Annotated in this window: 17 protein-coding genes; 3 read left to right on the plus strand and 14 right to left on the minus strand. The window is 72.3% G+C overall.

Annotated elements, in window-relative coordinates:
* Positions 1-93: 93 nt before the first annotated feature.
* The 4 genes from JYK17_RS34710 to JYK17_RS34725 all read right to left on the minus strand — a co-directional run bounded on the left by JYK17_RS34710 (position 94) and on the right by JYK17_RS34725 (position 4,962).
* Positions 94-1,071, minus strand: a complete 978-nt coding sequence (locus JYK17_RS34710; protein WP_128802943.1) for a Gfo/Idh/MocA family protein — start codon at positions 1,069-1,071, stop codon at positions 94-96.
* On the minus strand, positions 1,064-2,545 hold the full coding sequence (locus JYK17_RS34715) for an NDP-hexose 2,3-dehydratase family protein (RefSeq protein ID WP_108007526.1): 1,482 nt from the start codon (positions 2,543-2,545) through the stop codon (positions 1,064-1,066). Before JYK17_RS34715 ends, JYK17_RS34710 begins: the two co-directional genes overlap by 8 nt.
* Before the next feature lie 106 nt (positions 2,546-2,651).
* Positions 2,652-3,953 (minus strand): lipopolysaccharide biosynthesis protein RfbH, encoded by a 1,302-nt coding sequence (gene rfbH / locus JYK17_RS34720; RefSeq protein WP_108007527.1) that lies wholly within the window; start codon positions 3,951-3,953, stop codon positions 2,652-2,654.
* Positions 3,946-4,962, minus strand: coding sequence for an NAD-dependent epimerase/dehydratase family protein (locus JYK17_RS34725; RefSeq protein ID WP_108007528.1), 1,017 nt, complete (start codon positions 4,960-4,962; stop codon positions 3,946-3,948). Before JYK17_RS34725 ends, rfbH begins: the two co-directional genes overlap by 8 nt.
* Before the next feature lie 142 nt (positions 4,963-5,104).
* On the opposite strand from JYK17_RS34725, the gene JYK17_RS34730 reads away from it, so the two are divergent.
* Positions 5,105-5,719 carry a dTDP-4-dehydrorhamnose 3,5-epimerase family protein gene (locus tag JYK17_RS34730; RefSeq protein ID WP_108007529.1) on the plus strand — a complete coding sequence of 205 codons (615 nt, stop codon included), beginning with the start codon at positions 5,105-5,107 and terminating at the stop codon, positions 5,717-5,719.
* A 92-nt stretch (positions 5,720-5,811) separates the two neighbouring features.
* Here the strand turns inward: JYK17_RS34730 and JYK17_RS34735 are convergent, their stop codons facing one another.
* The 5 genes from JYK17_RS34735 to JYK17_RS34755 are packed head-to-tail and all read right to left on the minus strand — an operon-like array spanning position 5,812 to position 11,176.
* The gene (locus tag JYK17_RS34735) at positions 5,812-7,350 is read right to left on the minus strand and encodes an FAD-dependent oxidoreductase (RefSeq protein WP_222811961.1); all 1,539 of its coding nucleotides are present in this window, start codon (positions 7,348-7,350) and stop codon (positions 5,812-5,814) included.
* Positions 7,347-8,357, minus strand: a complete 1,011-nt coding sequence (gene rfbB / locus JYK17_RS34740) for a dTDP-glucose 4,6-dehydratase (RefSeq protein ID WP_108007531.1) — start codon at positions 8,355-8,357, stop codon at positions 7,347-7,349. The genes JYK17_RS34735 and rfbB overlap by 4 nt, the downstream gene beginning before the upstream one ends.
* On the minus strand, positions 8,354-9,421 hold the full coding sequence (locus JYK17_RS34745) for a glucose-1-phosphate thymidylyltransferase (RefSeq protein ID WP_222811977.1): 1,068 nt from the start codon (positions 9,419-9,421) through the stop codon (positions 8,354-8,356). Before JYK17_RS34745 ends, rfbB begins: the two co-directional genes overlap by 4 nt.
* A gap of 59 nt (positions 9,422-9,480) precedes the next feature.
* The gene (gene ssuE / locus JYK17_RS34750; RefSeq protein WP_128802945.1) at positions 9,481-10,026 is read right to left on the minus strand and encodes an NADPH-dependent FMN reductase; all 546 of its coding nucleotides are present in this window, start codon (positions 10,024-10,026) and stop codon (positions 9,481-9,483) included.
* A gap of 16 nt (positions 10,027-10,042) precedes the next feature.
* Entirely contained in the window at positions 10,043-11,176 is a 1,134-nt protein-coding gene (locus JYK17_RS34755; RefSeq protein ID WP_128802946.1) for a MupA/Atu3671 family FMN-dependent luciferase-like monooxygenase, read from the minus strand.
* A gap of 659 nt (positions 11,177-11,835) precedes the next feature.
* Here JYK17_RS34755 and JYK17_RS34760 point away from each other — a divergent pair.
* On the plus strand, positions 11,836-13,362 hold the full coding sequence (locus JYK17_RS34760) for a class I adenylate-forming enzyme family protein (protein ID WP_128802947.1): 1,527 nt from the start codon (positions 11,836-11,838) through the stop codon (positions 13,360-13,362).
* Between the two features lie 12 nt (positions 13,363-13,374).
* Entirely contained in the window at positions 13,375-13,641 is a 267-nt protein-coding gene (locus JYK17_RS34765) for a phosphopantetheine-binding protein (RefSeq protein ID WP_108007537.1), read from the plus strand.
* A gap of 218 nt (positions 13,642-13,859) precedes the next feature.
* On the opposite strand, the gene JYK17_RS34770 is transcribed toward JYK17_RS34765, so the two are convergent.
* The 5 genes from JYK17_RS34770 to JYK17_RS34790 form a co-directional block, all read right to left on the minus strand.
* Positions 13,860-15,023 (minus strand): nucleotide disphospho-sugar-binding domain-containing protein, encoded by a 1,164-nt coding sequence (locus JYK17_RS34770; protein WP_222811962.1) that lies wholly within the window; start codon positions 15,021-15,023, stop codon positions 13,860-13,862.
* Positions 15,020-16,699: an MFS transporter gene (locus JYK17_RS34775; RefSeq protein ID WP_222811963.1), complete on the minus strand. Its 1,680-nt coding sequence runs from the start codon at positions 16,697-16,699 to the stop codon at positions 15,020-15,022. Before JYK17_RS34775 ends, JYK17_RS34770 begins: the two co-directional genes overlap by 4 nt.
* Positions 16,696-17,865, minus strand: coding sequence for a nucleotide disphospho-sugar-binding domain-containing protein (locus JYK17_RS34780; RefSeq protein ID WP_222811964.1), 1,170 nt, complete (start codon positions 17,863-17,865; stop codon positions 16,696-16,698). The genes JYK17_RS34775 and JYK17_RS34780 overlap by 4 nt, the downstream gene beginning before the upstream one ends.
* Positions 17,853-19,019, minus strand: coding sequence for a nucleotide disphospho-sugar-binding domain-containing protein (locus JYK17_RS34785; RefSeq protein WP_222811965.1), 1,167 nt, complete (start codon positions 19,017-19,019; stop codon positions 17,853-17,855). Before JYK17_RS34785 ends, JYK17_RS34780 begins: the two co-directional genes overlap by 13 nt.
* 61 nt (positions 19,020-19,080) lie before the next feature.
* Positions 19,081-20,349, minus strand: a complete 1,269-nt coding sequence (locus JYK17_RS34790; protein ID WP_222811966.1) for a nucleotide disphospho-sugar-binding domain-containing protein — start codon at positions 20,347-20,349, stop codon at positions 19,081-19,083.
* Positions 20,350-20,403 lie beyond the last annotated feature (54 nt).

Below are 20,403 nucleotides of genomic sequence, written 5' to 3' on the forward strand. Positions count from 1 at the left end.
CCGGCCAGCGCCCGGGCACGGATCTCGTGCAGCTCGGCGACCCGGCCTGCGGTGGTCACAGTCGTACTCATTGCTCTGTCGTCCCTCCGAGGATCATCGGGCCGCCCCCCGGGCGCGTACGGCGTCCAGCAGCCGGGCCTGTTCCAGGCACTCGGCCGCCGTGCGCGGGTCGGTGCCGCCGGAGCGGGCCGCTTGTACGAAGGCCCGCACGGTGGCGGCCACCTGGTCGTGCGGTGCGAGGGTCAGTTCGCGGGGGCCGCTCGCGTCGGCGACCCACACCGTCGGCTTGTGGTCGGCGGGCGGGGTGAACGCGGACTCGACGCGGATGCGGCCCTCGCTGCCCCACAGTTCGTACGCCGAGCGGTAGGCGTGCTCCATCCCGAACGCGAGCTGTCCGAGCACGCCGTCGGGGGACCGTACGAGCACGGCGCCCGAGGTCTCCACCGCCGAGCCGTCCGAGTGCTCCAGGGCCGCGCCGACCACGTCGAGGCCGGTGCCCAGGAAGTACAGGGCGGCCCGCACCGGGTAGTAGCCGATGTCGAGCAGGGCGCCGCCGCCCAGTTCGGGGCGGTGGCGGATGTTGTCCGCGGGCAGCGGCGGGACGGCGAACACCGCGGTGAACGAACGCAGTTCGCCGATCGCGCCGCCCGCCACCAGCTCCCGTACCACCGAGTGCTGCGGATGATGGACGAACATCACGTTCTCCATCAGGGCCAGGCCCGAGGAGCGGGCCAGGTCCAGGAGTTCGGCGGTGGTGTGGGCGTGCGCGGTCAGCGGTTTCTCCGCCAGGACGTGCTTGCCTGCCGCCAGTGCGCTGCGGGCCCACTCGGCGTGCAGGGAGACGGGCAACGGGACGTAGACGGCGTCCACGTCGTCCCGGTCGAGCACGGCGTCGTACGACTCGACGGCCGCGCAGCCGTAGCGGCCCGCCAGTTGCCGTGCGCGTGCGCCGCTCCGGCTGGCCACCGCGGTCAGCTCGACGTCCGGGTCCTCGGCCATGGCGGGCAGGACGCGGCGGCGGGCGATGTCCGCGGTGCCGAGGACGGCGACGCGCAGCGGACGTTCAGTCATGTGCTCGGGTTCCCATGAAGTCGTAGGTGTAGGCGCTCATGGCGTTCAGGCACGCCAGCAGGGTTCTGGCCTGCACATTCACGTAGTGGCCGTGTTTGACCAGCTCCGAGAGCTGGCTGACCGTGACCCACTGGAAGCCGGCCGGGGGCAGCAGCGGGGCCTCGGCCTCGTCGGCCTCGACGATCAGATAGCGGTTCTCGGCGTAGAGGAAGCGGCCGCCCTCCTCGGAGTGGATGGCGTCGTAGCGGACGCGGTCGGGGCCGGCGGACAGCACCTCGTCCAGGAAGGGCGGGTCGACGGACAGGCCGGCGAAGTTGTCCGGGGAGGCCTGCACGGTCGGCGCGAGTTCCACGGTGTCCAGGAAGCCGCCCTCGACCTTGGCGTTGGCCAGCACATGCAGCACGCCGCCGAAGGAGCGCACGACGAAGGCGGCGACGCCCCGGCTGCACGGCTCGATCAGCGGCTGGGTCCAGCCGGAGACCTCGCGGTTGCCGGCCTGCACCTCGACCGCGACGACGTTGAACCAGCGGTCGTCGTCGCTGCCGATGCGGGCCTCGTCCCGGGTCCAGCCGGGCACCTCGGACAGCGGGATGCGCTCGGCGCGCACGTCGTAGCGGGAGCGTTCGGCGGTGAACCAGGACAGCAGGTCCACGTCGGTCAGCAGCGCGCCGGCCTCCGGGTCGCGGGAGCGGCCCAGCGCGCTCAGGAACTCGTCGGGGGAGGGGAGTTGGGGGCGGTGCGCCGGAAGGCAGGCCAGGACCGTGCGCGAGTCCATGTTGACCAGGTTGTCCTGGTGCATGAGCTCGTTGATCTGGCCGAGGGTGAGCCAGCAGAAGTCCTCGTCGAGCGGGACGTCCTCGTCCACCTCGACGATCATGTTGCGGTTGCTCTTGTGGAAGAACCACGAACCGTGCTCGGACTGCAGCACGTCGGCGAGGATGCGGCCGCGGCCGGGACCGGTGAAGTACTGGATGTACTTGACGTCCGTGCCCTTGTGGACCTTGGTGTAGTTGCTGCGGGTGGCCTGGACGGTGGGCGAGAGCTGGAGCAGATTGCGGTTGCCCGGCTCCATCTTGGCCTGCATCAGGAAGTGCAGGACGCCGTCGAACTCCTTGACCAGGATGCCGAGGATGCCCACCTCGGGCTGCTTGATGATGGGCTGGTACCACTCCAGGTGCGGGCCCTGGTCGGTGGTGACGTGCAGGCCCTCCACGCTGAAGAAGCGGCCGCTGGCGTGCACCAGGTTGCCGGTGCCGGGCTCGAAGGACCAGCCGCGCAGCTTCGAGAACGGGATGCGTTCGACGCTGAACCGGCCCGCCCTGCCGCGTGCGGCGAACCAGTCGTGGAACGCGTCGGTGGTCATCCGTCCGGCCGTGGCCGCCGCGGACGCCGCGATCCGGTCGGCCACCGAGACCGGTTCGCGGGGCTGGACCGTGGGCTGCGGACGCGTCAACTCCGTGAGTGTCGACGACATGTGCGGTCTCTCCTTGTCAGGGCGTTCGGGCTCAGGGGCGTTCGGGCTCAGGGGCGTTCGGGCCCATGCGATTGGGGGGGGGGGGCGCACAGACGGCCCCGGGGCGTCACCGGCCCGCGACGAACTCGCGGATCGTGGCGATCATGTAGTCGGTCATCTCGTCGGTCAGGCCGGGGTAGACGCCGATCCAGAAGGTCTGCTCGGTGATGACGTCGGAGTTGGTGAGGTCGCCGACGATGCGGTGCGGCACGTCCTGGTAGGCGGGCTGGCGGGTCAGGTTGCCGGCGAACAGGTTGCGGGTGCCGATCTTGTGCTTCTCCAGGTGGTCCACCAGCTCCTTGCGGGTGAACGGGGCTTCGGGCGCGACCGTGATCACGAAGCCGAACCAGCTGGGCTCGCTGCCCAGCGTCGCCTCCGGCAGGATCAGGTGCGGCGCGCCGTCCAGGCCCTCGCGCAGCCGGGACCAGTTGTGCCGGCGGGCCGCGGTGAACTCGTCGACCTTGTCCAGCTGGGTCAGGCCGAGCGCGGCCTGCAGGTCGGTGGCCTTCAGGTTGTAACCGACGTGCGAGTAGATGTACTTGTGGTCGTAGCCCTGGGGCAGGGTGCCCAGCTGGTACTCGAACCGCTTGAAGCAGCGGTTGTTCTCGCCCGGCTCGCACCAGCAGTCGCGGCCCCAGTCCCGCATCGACTCGACGATCCGGGCGAGCGCGAGGTTCGCGGTGAGCACGCAGCCGCCCTCACCCATCGTGAGGTGGTGCGCGGGGTAGAAGCTGACGGTCGTCAAGTCGCCGAAGGTGCCGGTCAGTCGGCCGCCGTAGAGGGAGCCGACCGCGTCGCAGTTGTCCTCGATCAGGAAGAGGTCGTTCTCCTCGGCGATCTGCGCCACCTCGGCGACCTCGAAGGGGTTGCCGAGTGCGTGGGCGATCATGATGGCGCGGGTCTTGGGGCCGATCGCGGACTTGATGCGTTCCGCGGTGGTGTTGTACGTCTTCAGCTCGACGTCGACGAAGACCGGGACCAGGCCGTTCTGGATGATCGGGTTGACGGTGGTGGGGAAACCGGCGGCGACGGTGACGACCTCGTCGCCCGGCTTGAGCCTGCGGTCCTCCAGGTGCGGGGAGGTGAGCGCGGACAGGGCGAGCAGGTTCGCCGACGAACCGGAGTTCACCAGGTGGGCCTTGCGGCGCTTCATGTAGCGGGCGAACCGCGACTCGAAGCGGCGGGAGTGGGTGCCCGCCGCGATCTTCATGTCGAGGGCCGCCTCGACCAGGGCCACCCGGTCCTCGGGGCCGAGGACCGCGCCGGAGGGCCATATCTCGTCGACGCCGGGGACGAACGTGCGCGACGGCTCCTTCTCCAGGTGGTAGTCGCGAACCTGCTCCAGGATCTGTGACTTGGTGTCACTCATACTTCCTGCCTCCATGGGTGAGTCCGGCCCGCGGCCGCTGGTGATGACCCGTCGCCGACATCGTCGGCGTCCCCGCTCGAACGGCACTGGATGGCGAATGGCAGTGCGCCTCGGCCAGCAGGTCGCGCAGCGACTCGTCCAGCGAGATGCGCGGACGCCAGCCCAGCAGCCGGTCGGCCAGGGTGATGTCGAGGCGCTGCCACTCGGCCTCCGGCGGGCGCGCGCCCGCCACCGGAGTCTCCACGATCCGGGTGTCCCGGCCCGCCAGGGCGACCAGCCGGGCCACCACCTCCCGTACCGAAGTCGCGTGCCCGCCACCGATGTTGACGGCCCGTCCGGTCGCCTTCGAGGAGGCTGCGGCCAGCACCGCGTCCGCCACGTCGCGTACGTCCACGAAGTCGCGGTGGGCGAGCAGCGGGGCCAGGCGCAGCGGCTCGCCGGAGTCCCTCGCGAGGTGCGCGGCGACCATGCCGAGCAGGCTCAGCGGGGAGGTGCCGGGGCCCGACACGTTCGACACGCGCAGCACCAGGCCCTCGGTGCCGGAGTCCAACAGGGCCCGCGCGCCCGCCAGTTTGGAGCGACCGTAGGGGGTGACGGGGGCAGTCGGGCCGGCCTCGGTGATGCCGGCCCGCGGGACGGGTCCGTACTCGTGCACCGAGCCCAGCTGGATCAGCCGCGGCGGCCGCGCCGCCACCAGCCGCCGCACCAGATCCCGGTTGCTCAGGTCCATCTCGGCCTCGGTGGCGCCCCACACCGCTCCGGCCGCGTTCACCACCACGTCCGCGCCGTGACCGCGCACCAGCGCCGTGATCTGCTCCGGGGCGGCCCGCGCCAGGTCGAGTCCGTGGATGGCGTACGCGGCAGGGGTGTCCGGCGTGCTCCGGGCCACCCCCGCCACCCGCCACCCGGCCGCCGCGAAGGCGCGGCAGACATGACCGCCCACGAAGCCCGACGCGCCCAGTACGAGTACCGCGCGCCCGCCCTCAGCTCTTCGTCCGATCGCCGCCAACGTATCTCGCCCCTCAACTCGTTCGGTGTGGGGGCACTGTGACGGCTGCCGCTAGGGCGCGGCTGGATCAGGCTTTTTCCCGGTCACCAGGGATGTTTGCGCGCTACCGGGAATCGAGTCCTCCCCCCTACGGTCCCGAGGCATGAGGATCGAAGAGACGGCCGTACCGGACGCGTACCGGATCACCCCGAGGCTGCTGCCGGACGAGCGCGGCAGTTTCCACGAGTCGTACAGATACGACGTTCTCGCGGCCGAGACGGGTCATTCGTTCCTGCCCCGCCAGGTCAACTACTCGGTCTCCTCCCGCAACACCGTCCGCGGACTGCACGGGGTGTCGATCCCACCGGGGCAGGCGAAGCTGGTCAGTTGTGTGCGCGGGGTCGTGCTGGACGTCGTGGTGGACGTGCGGGTCGGCTCGCCCACGTTCGGCCGGCACGACTGCACGGTGCTGGACGCGCGCAGCGGCCGGGGGGTGTACGTCGCCGAGGGGCTCGCGCACGGCTTCGTCGCGCTCACCGACGACACCTGCATCAGCTATCTCTGCTCCACCGAGTACGTCCCGGGCACCCAGCTCGATCTGCGCGCCTTCGACCCGGAGTTGGGGCTGCCCTGGTCCAAGTGGCTGACCGGGGACCCGCTACTGTCCGAGAAGGACGCGAACGCGATCACCGTCGCCGAGGCCACCGAGCGGGGTCTGCTGCCGTCCTACGAGCAGTGCCAGGAGTTCTACGCAGCCGCCGTGCGCACGCCCGCCTGACCGAGCCCCGGCCCCCGTGGGCCGACGGCGAAGGCCCGTAGCGACTCCCTTCGGGGAATCGGTACGGGCCTTCGTCTTGAGTCCCTTGCGGATCAGGCCAGTTCAGCCGTTTCCCTGACCCGGATGCCGAGCGACTGCAGGGCCGCGCGCGGGGACTGGCCGGCGTCGCCGCGGGCGGCCACATAGCCGTCCGGGCGGACCAGCAGCCAGTCGCCGTCGCGCAGACCGAGGTCGGCGGCGACCGAGGCATCGGTGATACGGACGGTGCGCAGCGAACGGTGGTGCGTGGCGCCGTTGCTCAGCAACAGCCAGTCCGGGCGGCGCAGTTCGTCCAGTACCGTCCGCCACTGCGCCGAGGCGGCACCCGCGGCGTCGACCCGGGCGAGGCGTTCGCCGGGGCGGATGCCCGGGGCGGAGGCGGCGACGGTGAGGGGGCTCTCGCCGTAGCCGAGGCCGAGTGCCGACATGCCGCCCATGATCTTGCGCTGGATACGGCCCTTGAGGGGCGGCAGGTTGCGCAGCACCGTGAACGCGGTGCGCAGGAACGCCGCCGCCTTGCGGCTGCGCAGCTGCACCAGCAGCGTGGCCATCCTGGTGGTGCGCAGCAACTCCGCCCCGACCGGGACCCGTTCGGCGCTGTAGGAGTCCAGAAGCGTGTCGTCGGCCTCGCCGCGCAGCACGGCGGCCAGCTTCCAGGACAGGTTCACCGCGTCCTGGACGCCGGTGTTCATGCCCTGCCCGGACGCCGGGCTGTGCACATGGGCGGCGTCGCCCGCGAGCAGCACCCGGCCCTGGCGCATGCTCGGGATCATCCGCTGCTGAATGGTGAACACCGAGACCCAGGAAGGCAGTTCGACCTGCGCGGGCTTGCCGGTGCCCGCCGTTATCTTCGCGGCGAAGCGCTCGGCGACCATGCGGTCGTCGCCGCCGTAGGACGTCTCCGCGGTGTCCAGCAGCCGCCACTTGCCCTCGTCGGGGAACGGCACCATCATCACCGTGCCGCGCGGGGTGCGCATCCAGTGGATGCTGTCCTTGGGCAGGTCGCAGTCGACGACCGCGTCCGCGATCAGCCAGGTCTCGCTGGACTCGCCCGCCAGCTTCAGACCGAGCTGCTTGCGGATGGTGCTGTGTCCGCCGTCGGCACCGACCAGCCAGTCGGCGGCGACCGTCTCGGTGCGGCCGCCGGGTCCGGTCAGCCGCGCGCGTACGCCGTCCTCGCCGAGGTCCTCGAAGCCGTCGAGCCGTACGCCCCACTCGACGGTGACCCCGAGCCGGGCCGCGGCGTCGCGCAGCACCTCCTCGGTGATCACCTGGTCGACCATGAGGGTGAAGGGGAAGCGGGTGGGCAGCCGGCTGTAGTCCGTGTCGAAGCGGATCAGCCGGCGGCCGTTCTGGTGCAGCGTGAAGTGCTCGACGCGCTGGCCGCGGGAGAGCAGCTCGTCCAGCACGCCCATCTGGTCGTACGTCTCCAGGGTGCGGGCGTGCGTGGCCAGCGCCCTGCTGGTGGTGGCCGGGCCGTCCGCCGCGTCCACCAGCCTGACCCGGACACCGTGCCGGGCCAGCTCGTGGGCGGCGCTGAGCCCGACGGGCCCGGCGCCCACGACCAGTACCTGAGGGGCGGACGTGGTCACTTGCCCTCCTCCTCGGTGCCGTGCTTGTCCTCGGTGCCGTGCTTGACCGGCTTCCACCAGCCCGGGTTGTCGCGGTACCAGGCGACGGTGGCGGCGAGGCCCTCCTCGAAGGAGGTGCGCGGCGCGTAGCCCAACTCCCGCTGGATCTTGGACTCGTCGAGCGAGTAGCGCAGGTCGTGGCCCTTGCGGTCGGCGACCCGGACCACCTTCGACCAGTCGTTGCCGGTCAGTTCGAGCAGCCGCTCGGTGATCTGGCGGTTGGTCTGCTCGTTGCCGCCGCCGACGTTGTAGACCTCGCCGGCCCGGCCGCGGGTGAGCACCAGTTGGATGGCCCGGCAGTGGTCGTCGACGTGCAGCCACTCACGGATGTTGGCGCCCTCGCCGTACAGCGGGACCGTCTCGCCCTCCAGCAGGTTGGTGACGAAGCGCGGGATGAGCTTCTCGGGGTGCTGGTAGGGGCCGTAGTTGTTGGAGCAGCGGGTGATGGACACGTTCAGGCCGTGGGTGCGCCAGTAGGCGCGGGCGATCAGGTCGGAGCCCGCCTTGGACGCGGCGTAGGGGGAGTTGGGCAGCAGCGGCCACTCCTCCGTCCAGGAGCCCTCGTCGATGGTGCCGTAGACCTCGTCGGTGGAGACGTGCACGACCCGCTCGACGCCCGAGCGCAGGGCGGCCTCCATGACGTTCTGGGTGCCGCCGACGTTGGTCGTCACGAACTCCGCGGCGGACTCCAGGGAGCGGTCCACGTGCGACTCGGCGGCGAAGTGCACCACCGCGTCGTGCCCGGGGAAGAGCTCCAGGAGCAGCGGCAGGTCGCCTATGTCCCCGCGCACGAAGGTGAGCCGGGGGTGCTCGGCCGGCAGGTTGTCGCGGTTGCCGGCGTAGGTGAGCTTGTCGAGGACGGTGACCTCGGCGTCCTCGTAGCCCTCGTACCCGCCCTGCAGAAGCGTGCGGACGTAGTGCGAGCCGATGAAGCCCGCACCGCCGGTGACCAGGATCTTCTTGCTCATGCCGCGACCTCCACGCGGGTGTGGTCGCCGACCACCAGGCGGTGGTGGCGCTCTTCGAGCTGGGCGCCCGTGACGGCGGCGGACCGGCCGAGCAGCGAGCCGCGCAGGCCGCGCACTCCGGAGACGGTCGACCCGTCCAGGGCGATGGAGCGGTCCAGATGGGCGTCGGTCAGGACACAGTCCCGGCCGATCGAGGTGTACGGACCGACGTGACTGTCCTCCAGGACGGTGCCCGCGCCGATCACCACGGGGCCCACCACGAAGGAGTTGACGATACGGGCGCCGGGCTCGACGACGACCGGGCCGATCAGCACCGAGTCCTCGTCGACCTCGCCCTCGACGCTGCGCGCCACGGCGTCCAGCAGCATCCGGTTGCACTCCAGGACGTCCTCGACCTTGCCGGTGTCCTTCCAGTACCCGGCGTACTCCTGGGCCCGTACCGTCCGCCCGGCGGTGACCAGCCACTGGATGGCGTCGGTGATCTCCAGTTCGCCGCGGGCGCTCGGCTCGATCGAGTCGACGGCCTCGTGGATCGCCGGGGTGAAGAAGTACACGCCGATCAGGGCCAGGTTGGAGCGCGGCACCGGCGGCTTCTCCACCAGGCGTTCCACCACGCCGTGCGTGTCCACCTCGGCGACCCCGAACGCCCGCGGGTCCTCCACCTGCGCGACCAGCACCTGGGCGGCGGGCTGCAGGGCACGGAACTCGGCGGCCGCCTCCTGGATGCCCTCCGGCAGCATGTTGTCGCCGAGGTACATCACGAAGTCGTCGTCGGCGAGGAAGCCGCGGGCCAGCTGCACGGTCTGCGCGAGGCCGGCCGGGCGCTCCTGCGGGATGTAGGTGATCGCGACGCCGAGGCGGGAGCCGTCGCCGAGGGCGTCGGCGATCTCCGTCGCGTGGTTGCCGACGATGATGCCGATCTCGGTGACGCCGATGTCCCGGATGTTGTCGAGGACGTGTTCCAGGACCGGCTTGTTGGCGATCGGGATGAGCTGCTTGGGCATGGAGTAGCTGAACGGGCGCAGCCGCGATCCCGTCCCGCCGGCCAGCACTAGAGCCTTCATGGGGGCCTCTTCCGGGGAGTTCGGTGTGACAGTCATGGGGCGGTGGGTGATGTGGTGGGTCAGGCTGCCGCCGGTGTCAGATGGCGGCGGGTGGGCCGGTGCAGGGCCTCCACCAGTTCGGCGAACCGGTCGGTGGCGGCGTCGAGTTGGGCTCTCGCGGTGTCGGCCTCGGCCTGTTCGGCGTGCACGAAGAGGCTCTCGGCCACGGCGGCCGGCTTCATCGACATCAGCACCGGGCGCAGCCCGTAGTCGAGCGCGAGCACATGGGCGAGCGAGCCGCCGGTGGCCAGCGGCAGGACGACCTTGCCGTCGAGGGCGAACTGCGGGAGCAGGTCCAGGAAGGTCTTCAGCAGGCCCGAGTACCCGGCCTTGTAGACCGGGGTCGCCAGCACCACCGCGTCGGCCTGGGTGAACTGCCGTACGGCGGAGTCGATTTCGGCGTGCGCGGTGTCGGCGGCGAGCAACGGGCCGGACGGCAGGGCACGTACGGCCAGCACGTCGACCAAGTGGCCGCGCCCGCCGAGCCGTTCGGCGGCGCGGGTGAGCACCCGGTGGGTGAGCGAGACCGGCGACGGGCTGCCGGAGACGGCGAGGATCGTCGGCATGGGGCGACCTCCTGGGTCAGCGGGCCGCTACGGGCTCGTCGGCCCGCGCGGTGTCACGGCGTACGGCGTCGAGCAGTTCGAGGGAGGCGAGCACCTGGGCGGGGTCGCGGACGAAGTCGACCAGGCACGCGATCTCGTCGACCCCGGCCGCGCGCACCCGGCGGGCCGTGCGGGCGCACTCCTCGACCGAGCCGATCAGGGAGTTGCCGGACAGATAGCGGTTGACGCCGAGGTCGGCCAGCTTGCGCTGGGCGCGGGCCGCGGACAGTACGTCCCGGCCCTCCTTGTTGCCGCTCATCCGGCCGCCGGCCTGTACGGCGCCGGCCTCCAGGTCGATGGCGGACAGCAGGTAGTCGCGCAGGGCGCCGCCGCCGACGGTGCGGGCGGTCTCCGGGTCCTCGGCGACGTAGGTGTGCATCATCACGGTGACTGTGCCGGGGCCGTCCTGGCCGGACTCGGCGCGGGCGGCGCGGTACAGCGCGATCTTGCCCGCGAGCGAGTCGGTGTCCTGGTTCTCCAGGTGGGTGAGGATGTTGCAGCCCATCCGGCCCGCCTCGACGAAGGTGCCCTCGCTGCGGGAGGCGGTCACCCACACCGGCAGCTCGGGCTGCACCGGGCGGGGGTACAGCGGCAGCGTGGCCTCGGTGCCGAGCGGGGTGGGCCCGGTCCAGCGGCCGGTGCGCCATGCCTCGCGGATGTCCGCCACGTCCTTGGCCATCTGCTCGCGTCGGGTCTCGTACTTGTCGGGGGCGATCACGAAGTCGTTGACGTTCCAGCCCGAGCCCACCGAGATCGCCGCGCGGCCGCCGGAGATGCCGTCCACGACGGCGAAGTCCTCGACGATGCGGGAGGCCGGGTGCAGTGGGGTGACCACGCTGCCGGCCCGGATCTGGATGCGGCGGGTGACGGCGGCTACGGCGGCTGAGGTGACGGCCGGGTTGGGGAAGGCGCCGCCGAAGCGGTGGAAGTGGCGTTCGGGCGTCGAGACGAAGCCGAAGCCGAGGGCGTCGGCGCGGCGTGCCGCGTCCAGCATGAGTTGGTACGTCTCCTCGGAGCGGTCACCGACCGCGGCGAAGAAGAAGACGCCGAAGTCGGGGGGCCCTCCGGGGGGTGGGCTGTCGGACTGGCGGGTGTCCGCGTCCGCGTTCATCCTGTGCTGCCTCCTTCTGCGCGAGGGGGGTGTGTGCTGTGCTCGCGGTCACCATCGGGGGGTGTGCTCGTACGGGGCTTGAGCGCGGGCAGGTTGGGGAGGTTCGCGGTGCCCGCCGCCTCGGCTTCGCCTTCGGCGGGTTGTGCTCCCACCCGCACCACCCGTGACACTTTCGTCGTCGGGTGCGGGTGGCCCCTGCGGGGCTTCTCGCCGTCGGCGGGTGCGGGTGGTCCCCTTGGGGGGCTGGTTGCCGTTGGCGGGTGCGGGTGGCCCCTGCGGGGCTTCTCGTCGTTGGCGGGTGCGGGTGGCCCCTGCGGGGCTTCTCGCCGTCGGCGGGTGCGGGTGGTCCCCGCGAGGGCAGGTCGCCGTTGGCGGGTGCGGGTGGGCCCCGTGGGGTTTCCCGCCGTGGCGGTTGTCGGTCTGGGGCGTGCGGCTTTGTCGTTGGGTGCGTGGCCCCCGTGGCGCTGCTCGCCGTCGGCGGTTCTCCCGGAATGGCCTCGGCTCGCCCCCGCCCCGCTTCTCGCCCTGGCGGCACTCCCGGAACGTTTCTCGGCCCCGCCCCCGCGGGGGCGGCTCCACTGGTGTTCAAGTCTGCGGCGGCACGCTGGGTGGGTCCTGTTTCCGCTTCGACGGACCCGATCGCCCCGCGAGGTTGCTGAATGACGACTCAGACACTGGTGGCCGCCGACACCGTCGACGGCCTGCTTGCCGCGGCGGTGGCCGCGCGGCCCGATGCGCCCGCGGTGCGGGATGTTGCGGGCAGCTGGACGTATGCCGAACTCGACGCCTGGTCAAGGGCGTACGCCGACTGGTTCACCGCTCGCGGTGTGGGCCGGGGTGACCGCGTACTGGCCCGGGTGGGCAATGTCCGCGAGTTCACCGCCCTGCTCTTCGGCGCGCTGCGCCGGGGCATCGTCTTCGTACCGGTCAACCCGGCGATGAAGCGCTTCCACCTCAGCACCGTGGTTCCTGATTGTGAGCCCGTGATGCTGATCGCTCAGCGCGCCGAAGACGTCGAGCTGCTACGGGAGTTGACGGATCGGCCCGTCGTGCCGCTCGCTCATGCGCGGGCCGGGGCCGAGCAGCAGTTCGGGGGCGGGGTGCACGAGGACGTGGCCGTGGACCCCGACGACCTCGGACTGCTGATCTACACCTCGGGCTCCACCTCCGCCCCCAAGGCCGTCGCGAGCCCGCACGCGCCGATCGTGTTCGCGGCGCGCGCCATCCAGGCCCGGCTGAAGTACCGCGAGGACGACGTCGTCCTCGCCGCCGTGCCGCTCTCCTTCGACTACGGCCTCTACCAGATCTTCCTCTCGGTGATCGCCGGCGCCCAGCTCGTACTGACCGAACCCGACCGCCACGTAAGGCTGTTGGGCGCTCTGCACGAGTACGGCGTGACCGTCGTACCGCTGGTGCCCTCGCTCGCCGAGATGCTGCTGACGCTGGCCCGGCGCGACCGCCGCGAGCCGCCGCCGGTGCGGCTGTTCACCAACACCGGGGCCGCCCTGACCGCCCCCGTCATCGCGCGGCTGCGCAAGTGCTTCCCGCAGGCCCAGGTGTCACCCATGTTCGGCACCACCGAGTGCAAGCGGATCACCGTCCTGGAACCGGACGGCGACCTCGAAAAGCCCGGCTCGGTCGGCCGCGCCCTGGACGGCACCGAGGTGCTCGTCCTCGACGACGAGGGCCGCCCGCTGCCGCCCGGCACGGTCGGCGAGATCGCCGTACGTGGCCCGCACATGATGCGCGGCTACTGGCGCGCCCCCGAACAGACCGCCCTGCGCTTCCGCCCCGACCCCGTCACCGGCGAAGTCACCCTGCACACCGGCGACTACGGCCATCTGGACGCCGACGGCCACCTCTACTTCGAGGGCCGCCGCGACGACCTGTTCAAGCGCAAGGGGGTGCGCATGGGCACCCTCGAGATCGAGACGGCCGCCCTGGACATCCCCGGCGTCGCGGCCGCCGCCGCGCTCGCCCCCGCCGACGGCCACGACCTCACGCTCTACGCCGTCACCGACCTGACCCCCGCGGCGGTCCTCGCCCAGCTGGCCGAGCGCCTGGAGGCCGCCAAGGTCCCCGCCGCCTGCCATCTGCTGGACGCGCTGCCGCTCACCCCCAACGGCAAGACCGACAAGCAGCGGCTGCGCCGCGAGCAGAACGCCGGCCAGGTCCGGCCCGACTGAGGAGTACGGAACATGACCACCGCCATGACCCGCCCGGACCCGGACTTCGAGCAGCTGCTGGTCGGCGTGCTGCCGCGGCTGGCCGGCTCGGGCCCGCTCGACCCCGCCCTCGACCTCAAGGAGGCCGGCCTGGACTCGATGGCCACCATCGAGCTGCTGGTCCGCCTGGAGGACACCTACGAGGTGGAGTTCCCCGAGGAGACCCTCACCGCGGCGACCTTCGCCACCCCGGCGGCCCTGTGGAGCGTCCTCAGCGCCCAGCGTGCCGCCGCCCACTGACCACACCCTCACGCACGGTTCGACCCAACCCCCCAAGGAGAAACGCCATGAACATCGCCCACCTCTGCATCGGTCTCGGCGTCACCGTCGTCGCCTGCCTCATCGCCAAGTTCGGTGGCGCCGCCCTCAGGAACCGCCGCTGAACCTCCCGCCACGGCACTGGGCCCCGACCGGAACATCCGGTCGGGGCCCAGCCCTTTGCCCACCGCCGCGTCAGGTCATGCGGCGAGCAGCTCCAGGTCCTCGACGACCCGGGCCGGAGAGGGCATCCGCGCCATGTCGTCGGCGAGCACCCGCGCGCCCTTGCGGTACCGGTCGTCGTCCAGCACCTCGGTGAGGACCGCCCGCACCCGCTCCGGGTCGTTCTGCGGCTCGGCCTCGGTCAGCGACAGCGCCGCCCCGGCCGCGCGGAGCAGCTCCGCGGAGGCGAACTGGTCCACCAGCTGCGGCAGTACGACCTGCGGCAGTCCGAACGAGCAGGCGGTCATGGTGGTGTTGGCGCCGCCGTGATGCACCACCGCGTCGCAGTCGCGCAGGAAGAGGTTGAGCGGCGACGGCTCCACCACCCGCACGTTCGCGGGCAGCGGGCCGAACCCTTCGTGGAACTCCGGCGCCGCGGTGACCACCGCCTGTACGTCCCCGAGCCCGTCGAAGGCGGCGATGATGCTGCGGAACAGCCCGGTCCCGTTGAGCTGGAGCGTCTGTCCGCCCAGGCACACGACCACGCGGCGCGTTCCCTCGGGCGCGGACCGCAGCAGCCAATCGGGCACCGTGCCGACGCCGTTGAAGGGGACGTAGCCGATGGGCACGCCCGGCGCCGCGCTCGGGTGGCGCAGCGCCGGCGGGCACGGGTCGAGCAGCAGGCCGGGGTCGGGCAGCCCGGTCAGGCCCAGCCGGGTCACCGCGCCGTGCAGGAAGTCACGGGCGGAGGCGCGGGAGGGGCCGCTGAGCGGGTCGACGCCCCAGCGGTGCTGGACGGACGGGACTCCGAGCACCGCGGCGACGACGGAACCGGTGAGCTCCATCTGTTCGGAGACGACCAGGTCGGGGCACCAGTCGCGGGCGAACTCCAGGTAGGAGCCCAGCAGATAGCGCGCGTGGGTCTCCCACAGCTTGGTCGCGCCCGCCATCTTCTCCGGTGGGGTCGGCCCCATCAGCTCCAACGGCCGTACGCCCGGCGGCAGATGGCGCTGCAGGACGTCCAGTCCGTGGAAGCGGTCGCCGATGTCGACGGCCGTGATGCCCGCCGCGCGGGCCGCGTCCGTGACGTCGGGCTGCGCGGCCACCGTCACCTCGTGGCCCGCCCCCTTCAGCGCCCACGCCAGCGGCACCATCGGGGTGAAGTGGGTGGGGAAGGGCGTGCTCAGCATCAGGACTCTCACGCGGCCTCCTCGGCTCGCTCGGTGGATACGGTGGCGTGTTCGGCCGGTTCGGGTGTCTCCTGCTGCTCGTCCGCGCCGTCCGCGCCGTCCGCGCCGTCCCGGTGTGCCGCGTCCGCGCCGTCCCGGTGTGCCGCGTCCGCGCTCTCCAGGTCGACGTCCGGCATCAGCAGCGCGGTGATCAGGGCGAGCAGCAGCAGGCCCGCCGCGGTCAGCAGGACGGCGCCGGTGGCCTGGGCGTAGGCGTCCATGACGCGGTGCCGGCCGGCCGCGGGCAGCCCGGCGATGCGGGCCGCGGCCGCCTCCGGGTTGCTGACGCCGAGGCCGTCGGCGGCGGAGGCGAACCGGGCGCTGAGGACCACGCCGAGCAGGCCGCCGCCGATCGTGGTGCCCAGCATCGTGGCGAACCGGGAGGCGGTGGTGACCACCCCGAGCTGTTCCGGCGCCGCCGCCGACTGGTTCATGAACAGGGCGATCTGGCTGATGCCGCCGAGACCGATGCCCAACAGCACCAGCAGCACGTCCAGTTCCCACATCGGCAGGTCGGAGATCGACAGACCGAGCCCGGCGGTGGCGACGACGGCCGTCGCCGTGGTGACCGTCAGCACCGGCTTGCACCGGCCGGTGCGGGAGATCCAGTTGCCCCAGCCGAAGAAGACCACGACCACGCCGAGGGCCATCGGGATCAGATGCAGGCCGACCGTGTCGAGGTCCACGCTCCGCACGATGTTCAGGTAGTTGATCAGGAACACGGGCAGCGCCAGCAGCGCGAAACCGGCGATGAACTGCAGGGCGGCGGCCGGGCGGAACACCCGGTCACGGAAGAGCGCCACCGGGATCAGCGGGTCGGCCGCCTTCTTCTGCCGTACGACGAAGGAGGCGGTCATCGCCAGTGCGGTGTACGCCCAGCCGATCCACGGCCCGTAGCCACCGTGGTCGTAGGCCTTGACGGCCAGCAGCAGGGAGCAGGTGGCGCCCGCCAGCAGCGCCGAGCCGAGCACGTCCACGCTCTGCCGGGTGTGCTTGGGCGGCAGCTTGAGCGCCCAGGTGACACCGGCGAGGGCCAGGGCCGCCACCGGCACGTTCACCAGGAAGATCCACCGCCAGGACACCTCCTGGCTGAGCGGGCCGCCGATCATCGGGCCCGCGATCATGCCGGCCGCGACGAGGGCACCGCCCGCGTTCGACCGCCCGGCACGGGACTTGGGCGGGTACAGCGTGGCGATGACGATGAGGGTCATGCTCATCAGACCGCCGCCGCCCAGGCCCTGCACGGCGCGGAAGACGATCAGCTGGGTCAGGGAGCCCGCGGTCGCGCACAGCGCCGAGCCCGCCAGGAAGGTGGCGAGCGAGGTCAGATAGACCCGGCGCGGACCGAAGCTGTCGCTGAGCCTGCCGTACAGCGGCTGGGCCGCGGTGGCGGTCAGCAGATAGGCGGTGATCAGCCACGGGAAGCGGTCGATGCCGTGGGCCGGGTCCAGGTCGCGCACGATCGGCAGCACGGCCGAGGCGACGATCGACTCGTCCAGCAGCGACAGGACCATCGTGGTCATGGCGCACACCATGAAGACGAGGATGCGCATGTCACTCATGCCGTACGGGTTCTTCTTCTCGTCCTGCGCGACGGCGGCACCGGCGGTGTCGTCGGCGGACGGGTTCTCGGTGACGGGCACGCTCACGCCGACACCTCCTGACGGGACGCCAACTCGTGCGGCAGACCGACCACTTCGGCCGGTTCGGGCATGGCGTCGATCTGTGCCCTCAGCGCTGCCGCGGCCGTACGGAAAGAGGGCTCGGCCAGCAGCCGGCCGATCGACTCCTCCAGCCGGGCGTCGCTGTTCTGCTCCTCGGCCGAGTCCAGGCTCAGCGCGGCGCCCGCGCCCGCGACCTTGTCGCCCGCCACGAACTCGTCGCCGACCTGCGGCAGCACCAGCTGCGGCACGCCCAGGGCGGCCGCCCCCAGCAGCGGGACCGCACCGCCGTCGTGGATCGCCAGGTCGCTGCCCGGGAAGAGCACGCCGGGCGCGCTCTCGGCGACGAACGTGACGCCCTCCGGGGCCGCGCCCAGCTCCGCACGGAACCGGTCGGGGACGCCCACCACCGCCTCCACGCCACCGGTCCGCCCCAGCGCGGCGACGACGCGCCGCAGCAATGGCAGTCCGCCCAGGTCCAGGGTGTGCCCGCCGAGCGTGACCGCCACCCGGCGGCCGGGCGCCGCGGCGAACGGGCGCGGGGCGTTGCCGCCGGTGTGCGGGACGGGCCGCACGGGGCGGCCCTCGGGCGCCTCGGCGCTGCGCAGCGCGGGCGGCGCCGGGTCGAGGATCAGGGTGGGCCGGGGCACGGAACTCAGACCGAGCCGCTCACACATGGGGCCGAGCCACATCAGGGTCAGCTTCAGCATGTGCTCGCCGGTCGGGTTGACGCCCCAGCGGTGCTGCACGCTCGGGATGCCCAGCACCTTGCCGACGATCGGCGCGGTGAAGTCCATGTGGTCGGAGACCACCAGGTCGGCCTCCCACGCGCGCGCCAGATCCACGTAGTCGGGCAGGACGTAGCCGGTGTGGTTGCGGAACAGCTGCGCCGCGGCCTGGATCTTCTGGGCCGGCGGACGGCCGGCCGTCTCGATCGGCCGCGGCCCGTCCGGGCCCCGGCCGCCGAGCAGGTCCGCATAGTGGAAGTGGTCCCCGTACGTCACCGCGCGCAGGCCCGCGTCCCGGGCGGGCCCGGTGACGTCGGGCTGCCCGGTGACCAGCACGTCGTGGCCGGCGTCGAGCAGCGCATCGGCGAGCGGGAGCATCGGCAGGAAGTGGGTGTCGACGGGGGAGCTGATGATCAGTACGCGCATCGCAGGTTCTCCAGGTCACGGACGACGGCGGCGGGGCTGGGCATGTCGGCGATGGTCCGGGCCAGTTCGGCGGCCCCCTTGGCGAGCCGGTCCTCGGTGAGCAGGGTGCGCACCGCGCGGGCGACGGACGCCGGGTCGTTCTGCTCCTCGGCGGTGCCGAGGGTGAGTCCGGCGTCGGCGGCGGTCAGCAGGTCGCCGCCCTGGAACTGGTCCACCAGCTGCGGCAGGATCAGCTGCCGTACGCCGAAACTCGCCACCGTCAGCAGGGTGTTGGCGCCGCCGTGGGTGACCACGGCGTCGGTCTTGCCGAGGAAGCCGGCGAGCGGCGTCGGCGGAATCAGCCGGACGTTGGGCGGTACGGTGCCGAGCTGGTCCAGGAACTCCTCCTGCACCGTCATCACCGCCTCGGCCTCCGGCAGGTCCCCGAAGGCCCGGATGATGCCGCGGAACATCGACAGGCCGCCCAGCGCGATGGTCTGGCGGCCCATCGTCACGCAGACCCGCGGCCGCTCCCCGCGCCTGCGCAGCCACTCGGGCACCTCGCCGGTGCCGTTGAAGGGGACGTGCCGGATGGGGGTGGCGGGCGGGGTCCCCGGGCACAGCAGCTGCGGCGGCGCCGGGTCGAGAATCAGGTCCGGCTGCGGCAACCCGCCCTCGATGCCGAGGCGTTCACAGGTACCGGCCAGCAGGTCCTCGGCGGTGCCGCGCATCAGATGGCTCATCGGGTCGACGCCCCAGCGGTGCGAGACCACCGGGATGCCCAGCGCGCCGCCCACGATCAGCGCCGACCAGTCGAAGATCTCCGAGATCACCAGGTCGGGCTTCCACTGCCGGGCCAACTCCAGGTAGCGCGGGGCGAGATAGCGCGAGTGCAGCACCCACACCCGGGAGCCGATGACGGTCATCTGCGGGGTCAGCGGGCCGACCACCTCCAGCGGCCGTTTGCCCGGCGGCAGCGGCGGGGTCAGCAGGTCCTTGCAGAAGAACTGGCGGCCCACGGTGACCGTGGACAGACCCGCGGAGCGGGCCATGGGGACGATGTCGGGCTGCCCGGCGACCAGCACCTCGTGCCCGGCGCCGCGCAGCGCCCAGGCCAGCGGCACCATGCAGGTGAAGTGGGTGGACTCGGGAGAGCTCAGGATGAGTACGCGCATCAGGGTTCCTCGTCTTGGGAAGGGGGTGCGGCGGACCGAATCGCTGCGGGCTGACGGGCCGTCACGCGGCGTCCGGGAGTGACGGTTTCGAGCCCGGCCGGGCCGCGCCGGTCGAGCCGTCCGTACCGGCGGCGGGGACGGGCACCTCGGTGTGCCCGGCGCGCACGCACTCCTCCAGGAACCCCACGAGCCGCGCGGGGGCCGGCATCCGGTCGATCTCGTTTTTGAGCGCGGCGGCGCGCTCGCGGTAGCCGGGGCGGGTCAGCAGATCCCGTACGGCGTCGAACACGTCCGCGGTGGACTCGCTCCCGTCCTGCCCTGCGGCCAGCGCGTCACCGGCGCCGGAGGCGCGCACCAGATGGGCCCAGTGCTCCTGGAAGGCGTTCTGCGGCAGCAGCAGCTGCGGCAGCCGGTGCGTGACGGCGAGCAGTCCGCTGCCGACACCGCCGTGGTGCACCAGCGCGTCGCAGTGCGCGAGCAGCACGTCCAGCGGGAAGTCCGGCACCAGCCGTACGCCGTACGGGAGTTGGCGCTCCGCTTCGGCCGCCTGGGCGCCGGTGACGGCCAGCACCACGTCCGCGCCCAGCTCGCGCAGGCTCGCCACCACCTGGTCGCGGACCCGGTCCAGCGCGCTCGTGGTGACTCCGCCGGTCACACACACCAGGGGACGCTCGGACGACCGTGCCTCGCGCAGCCAGTCCGGCAGGACGGCGGGGCCGCTGTAGGGGACGTAGCGCATGTCGGCCCGGCGCACCGGGTGCGGCGGGCGCAGTCCGGGCGGGCACGGGTCGATCCACACGGAGGGGCCGATCAGCGGGTCGACGCCGAAGCGCTCGAAGAGCCGCGCGTACGACGGCCGCAGCTCGGCCTCGCTCTCGCAGTGCACGCCGAGCGACACGCCCCAGGTGTGGCCCACGGCCGGGACCTCGAGGGCGGCGGCGGCCACCTGGCCCGCCGCCGCGGCCGTGTCGTGCACCACGATGTCGGGGCGCCAGAAGCGGGCGAAGGCGACCAGGTCGTCGGTGAGGGTGTCGGCGACGGCGATCATCTTCTCGATCAGGGCGTCACCGAGGTCCGGGTCGAGGGCGGCGACGCCCTCGCTGCGGGGCTTCAACCGGCCCGGACCGAGCCCCAGTTGGCGGGCGGCGGCGACCCCGGCGGCGGCCTCGTCGCCGATCGGCACGGCCACCAGGCCGGCCCGGGTCACCGACGGCACGCACTGCGGCCGCACCGCCACCCGCACCTCGTGTCCCGCGAGCCGCGCGGCCCAGGCGAGCGGGATGATCCAGGGAACATGGGCCGGGCCGTGACCCACGAACAACACACGCATCCAGGTGCCTCACTCCATCGGATTCCGGTCAGTGGCAGCCCAAGAGTGCGGTCA

Source organism: Streptomyces plumbidurans (assembly GCF_019857225.1).
Classification (GTDB): domain Bacteria; phylum Actinomycetota; class Actinomycetes; order Streptomycetales; family Streptomycetaceae; genus Streptomyces; species Streptomyces plumbidurans.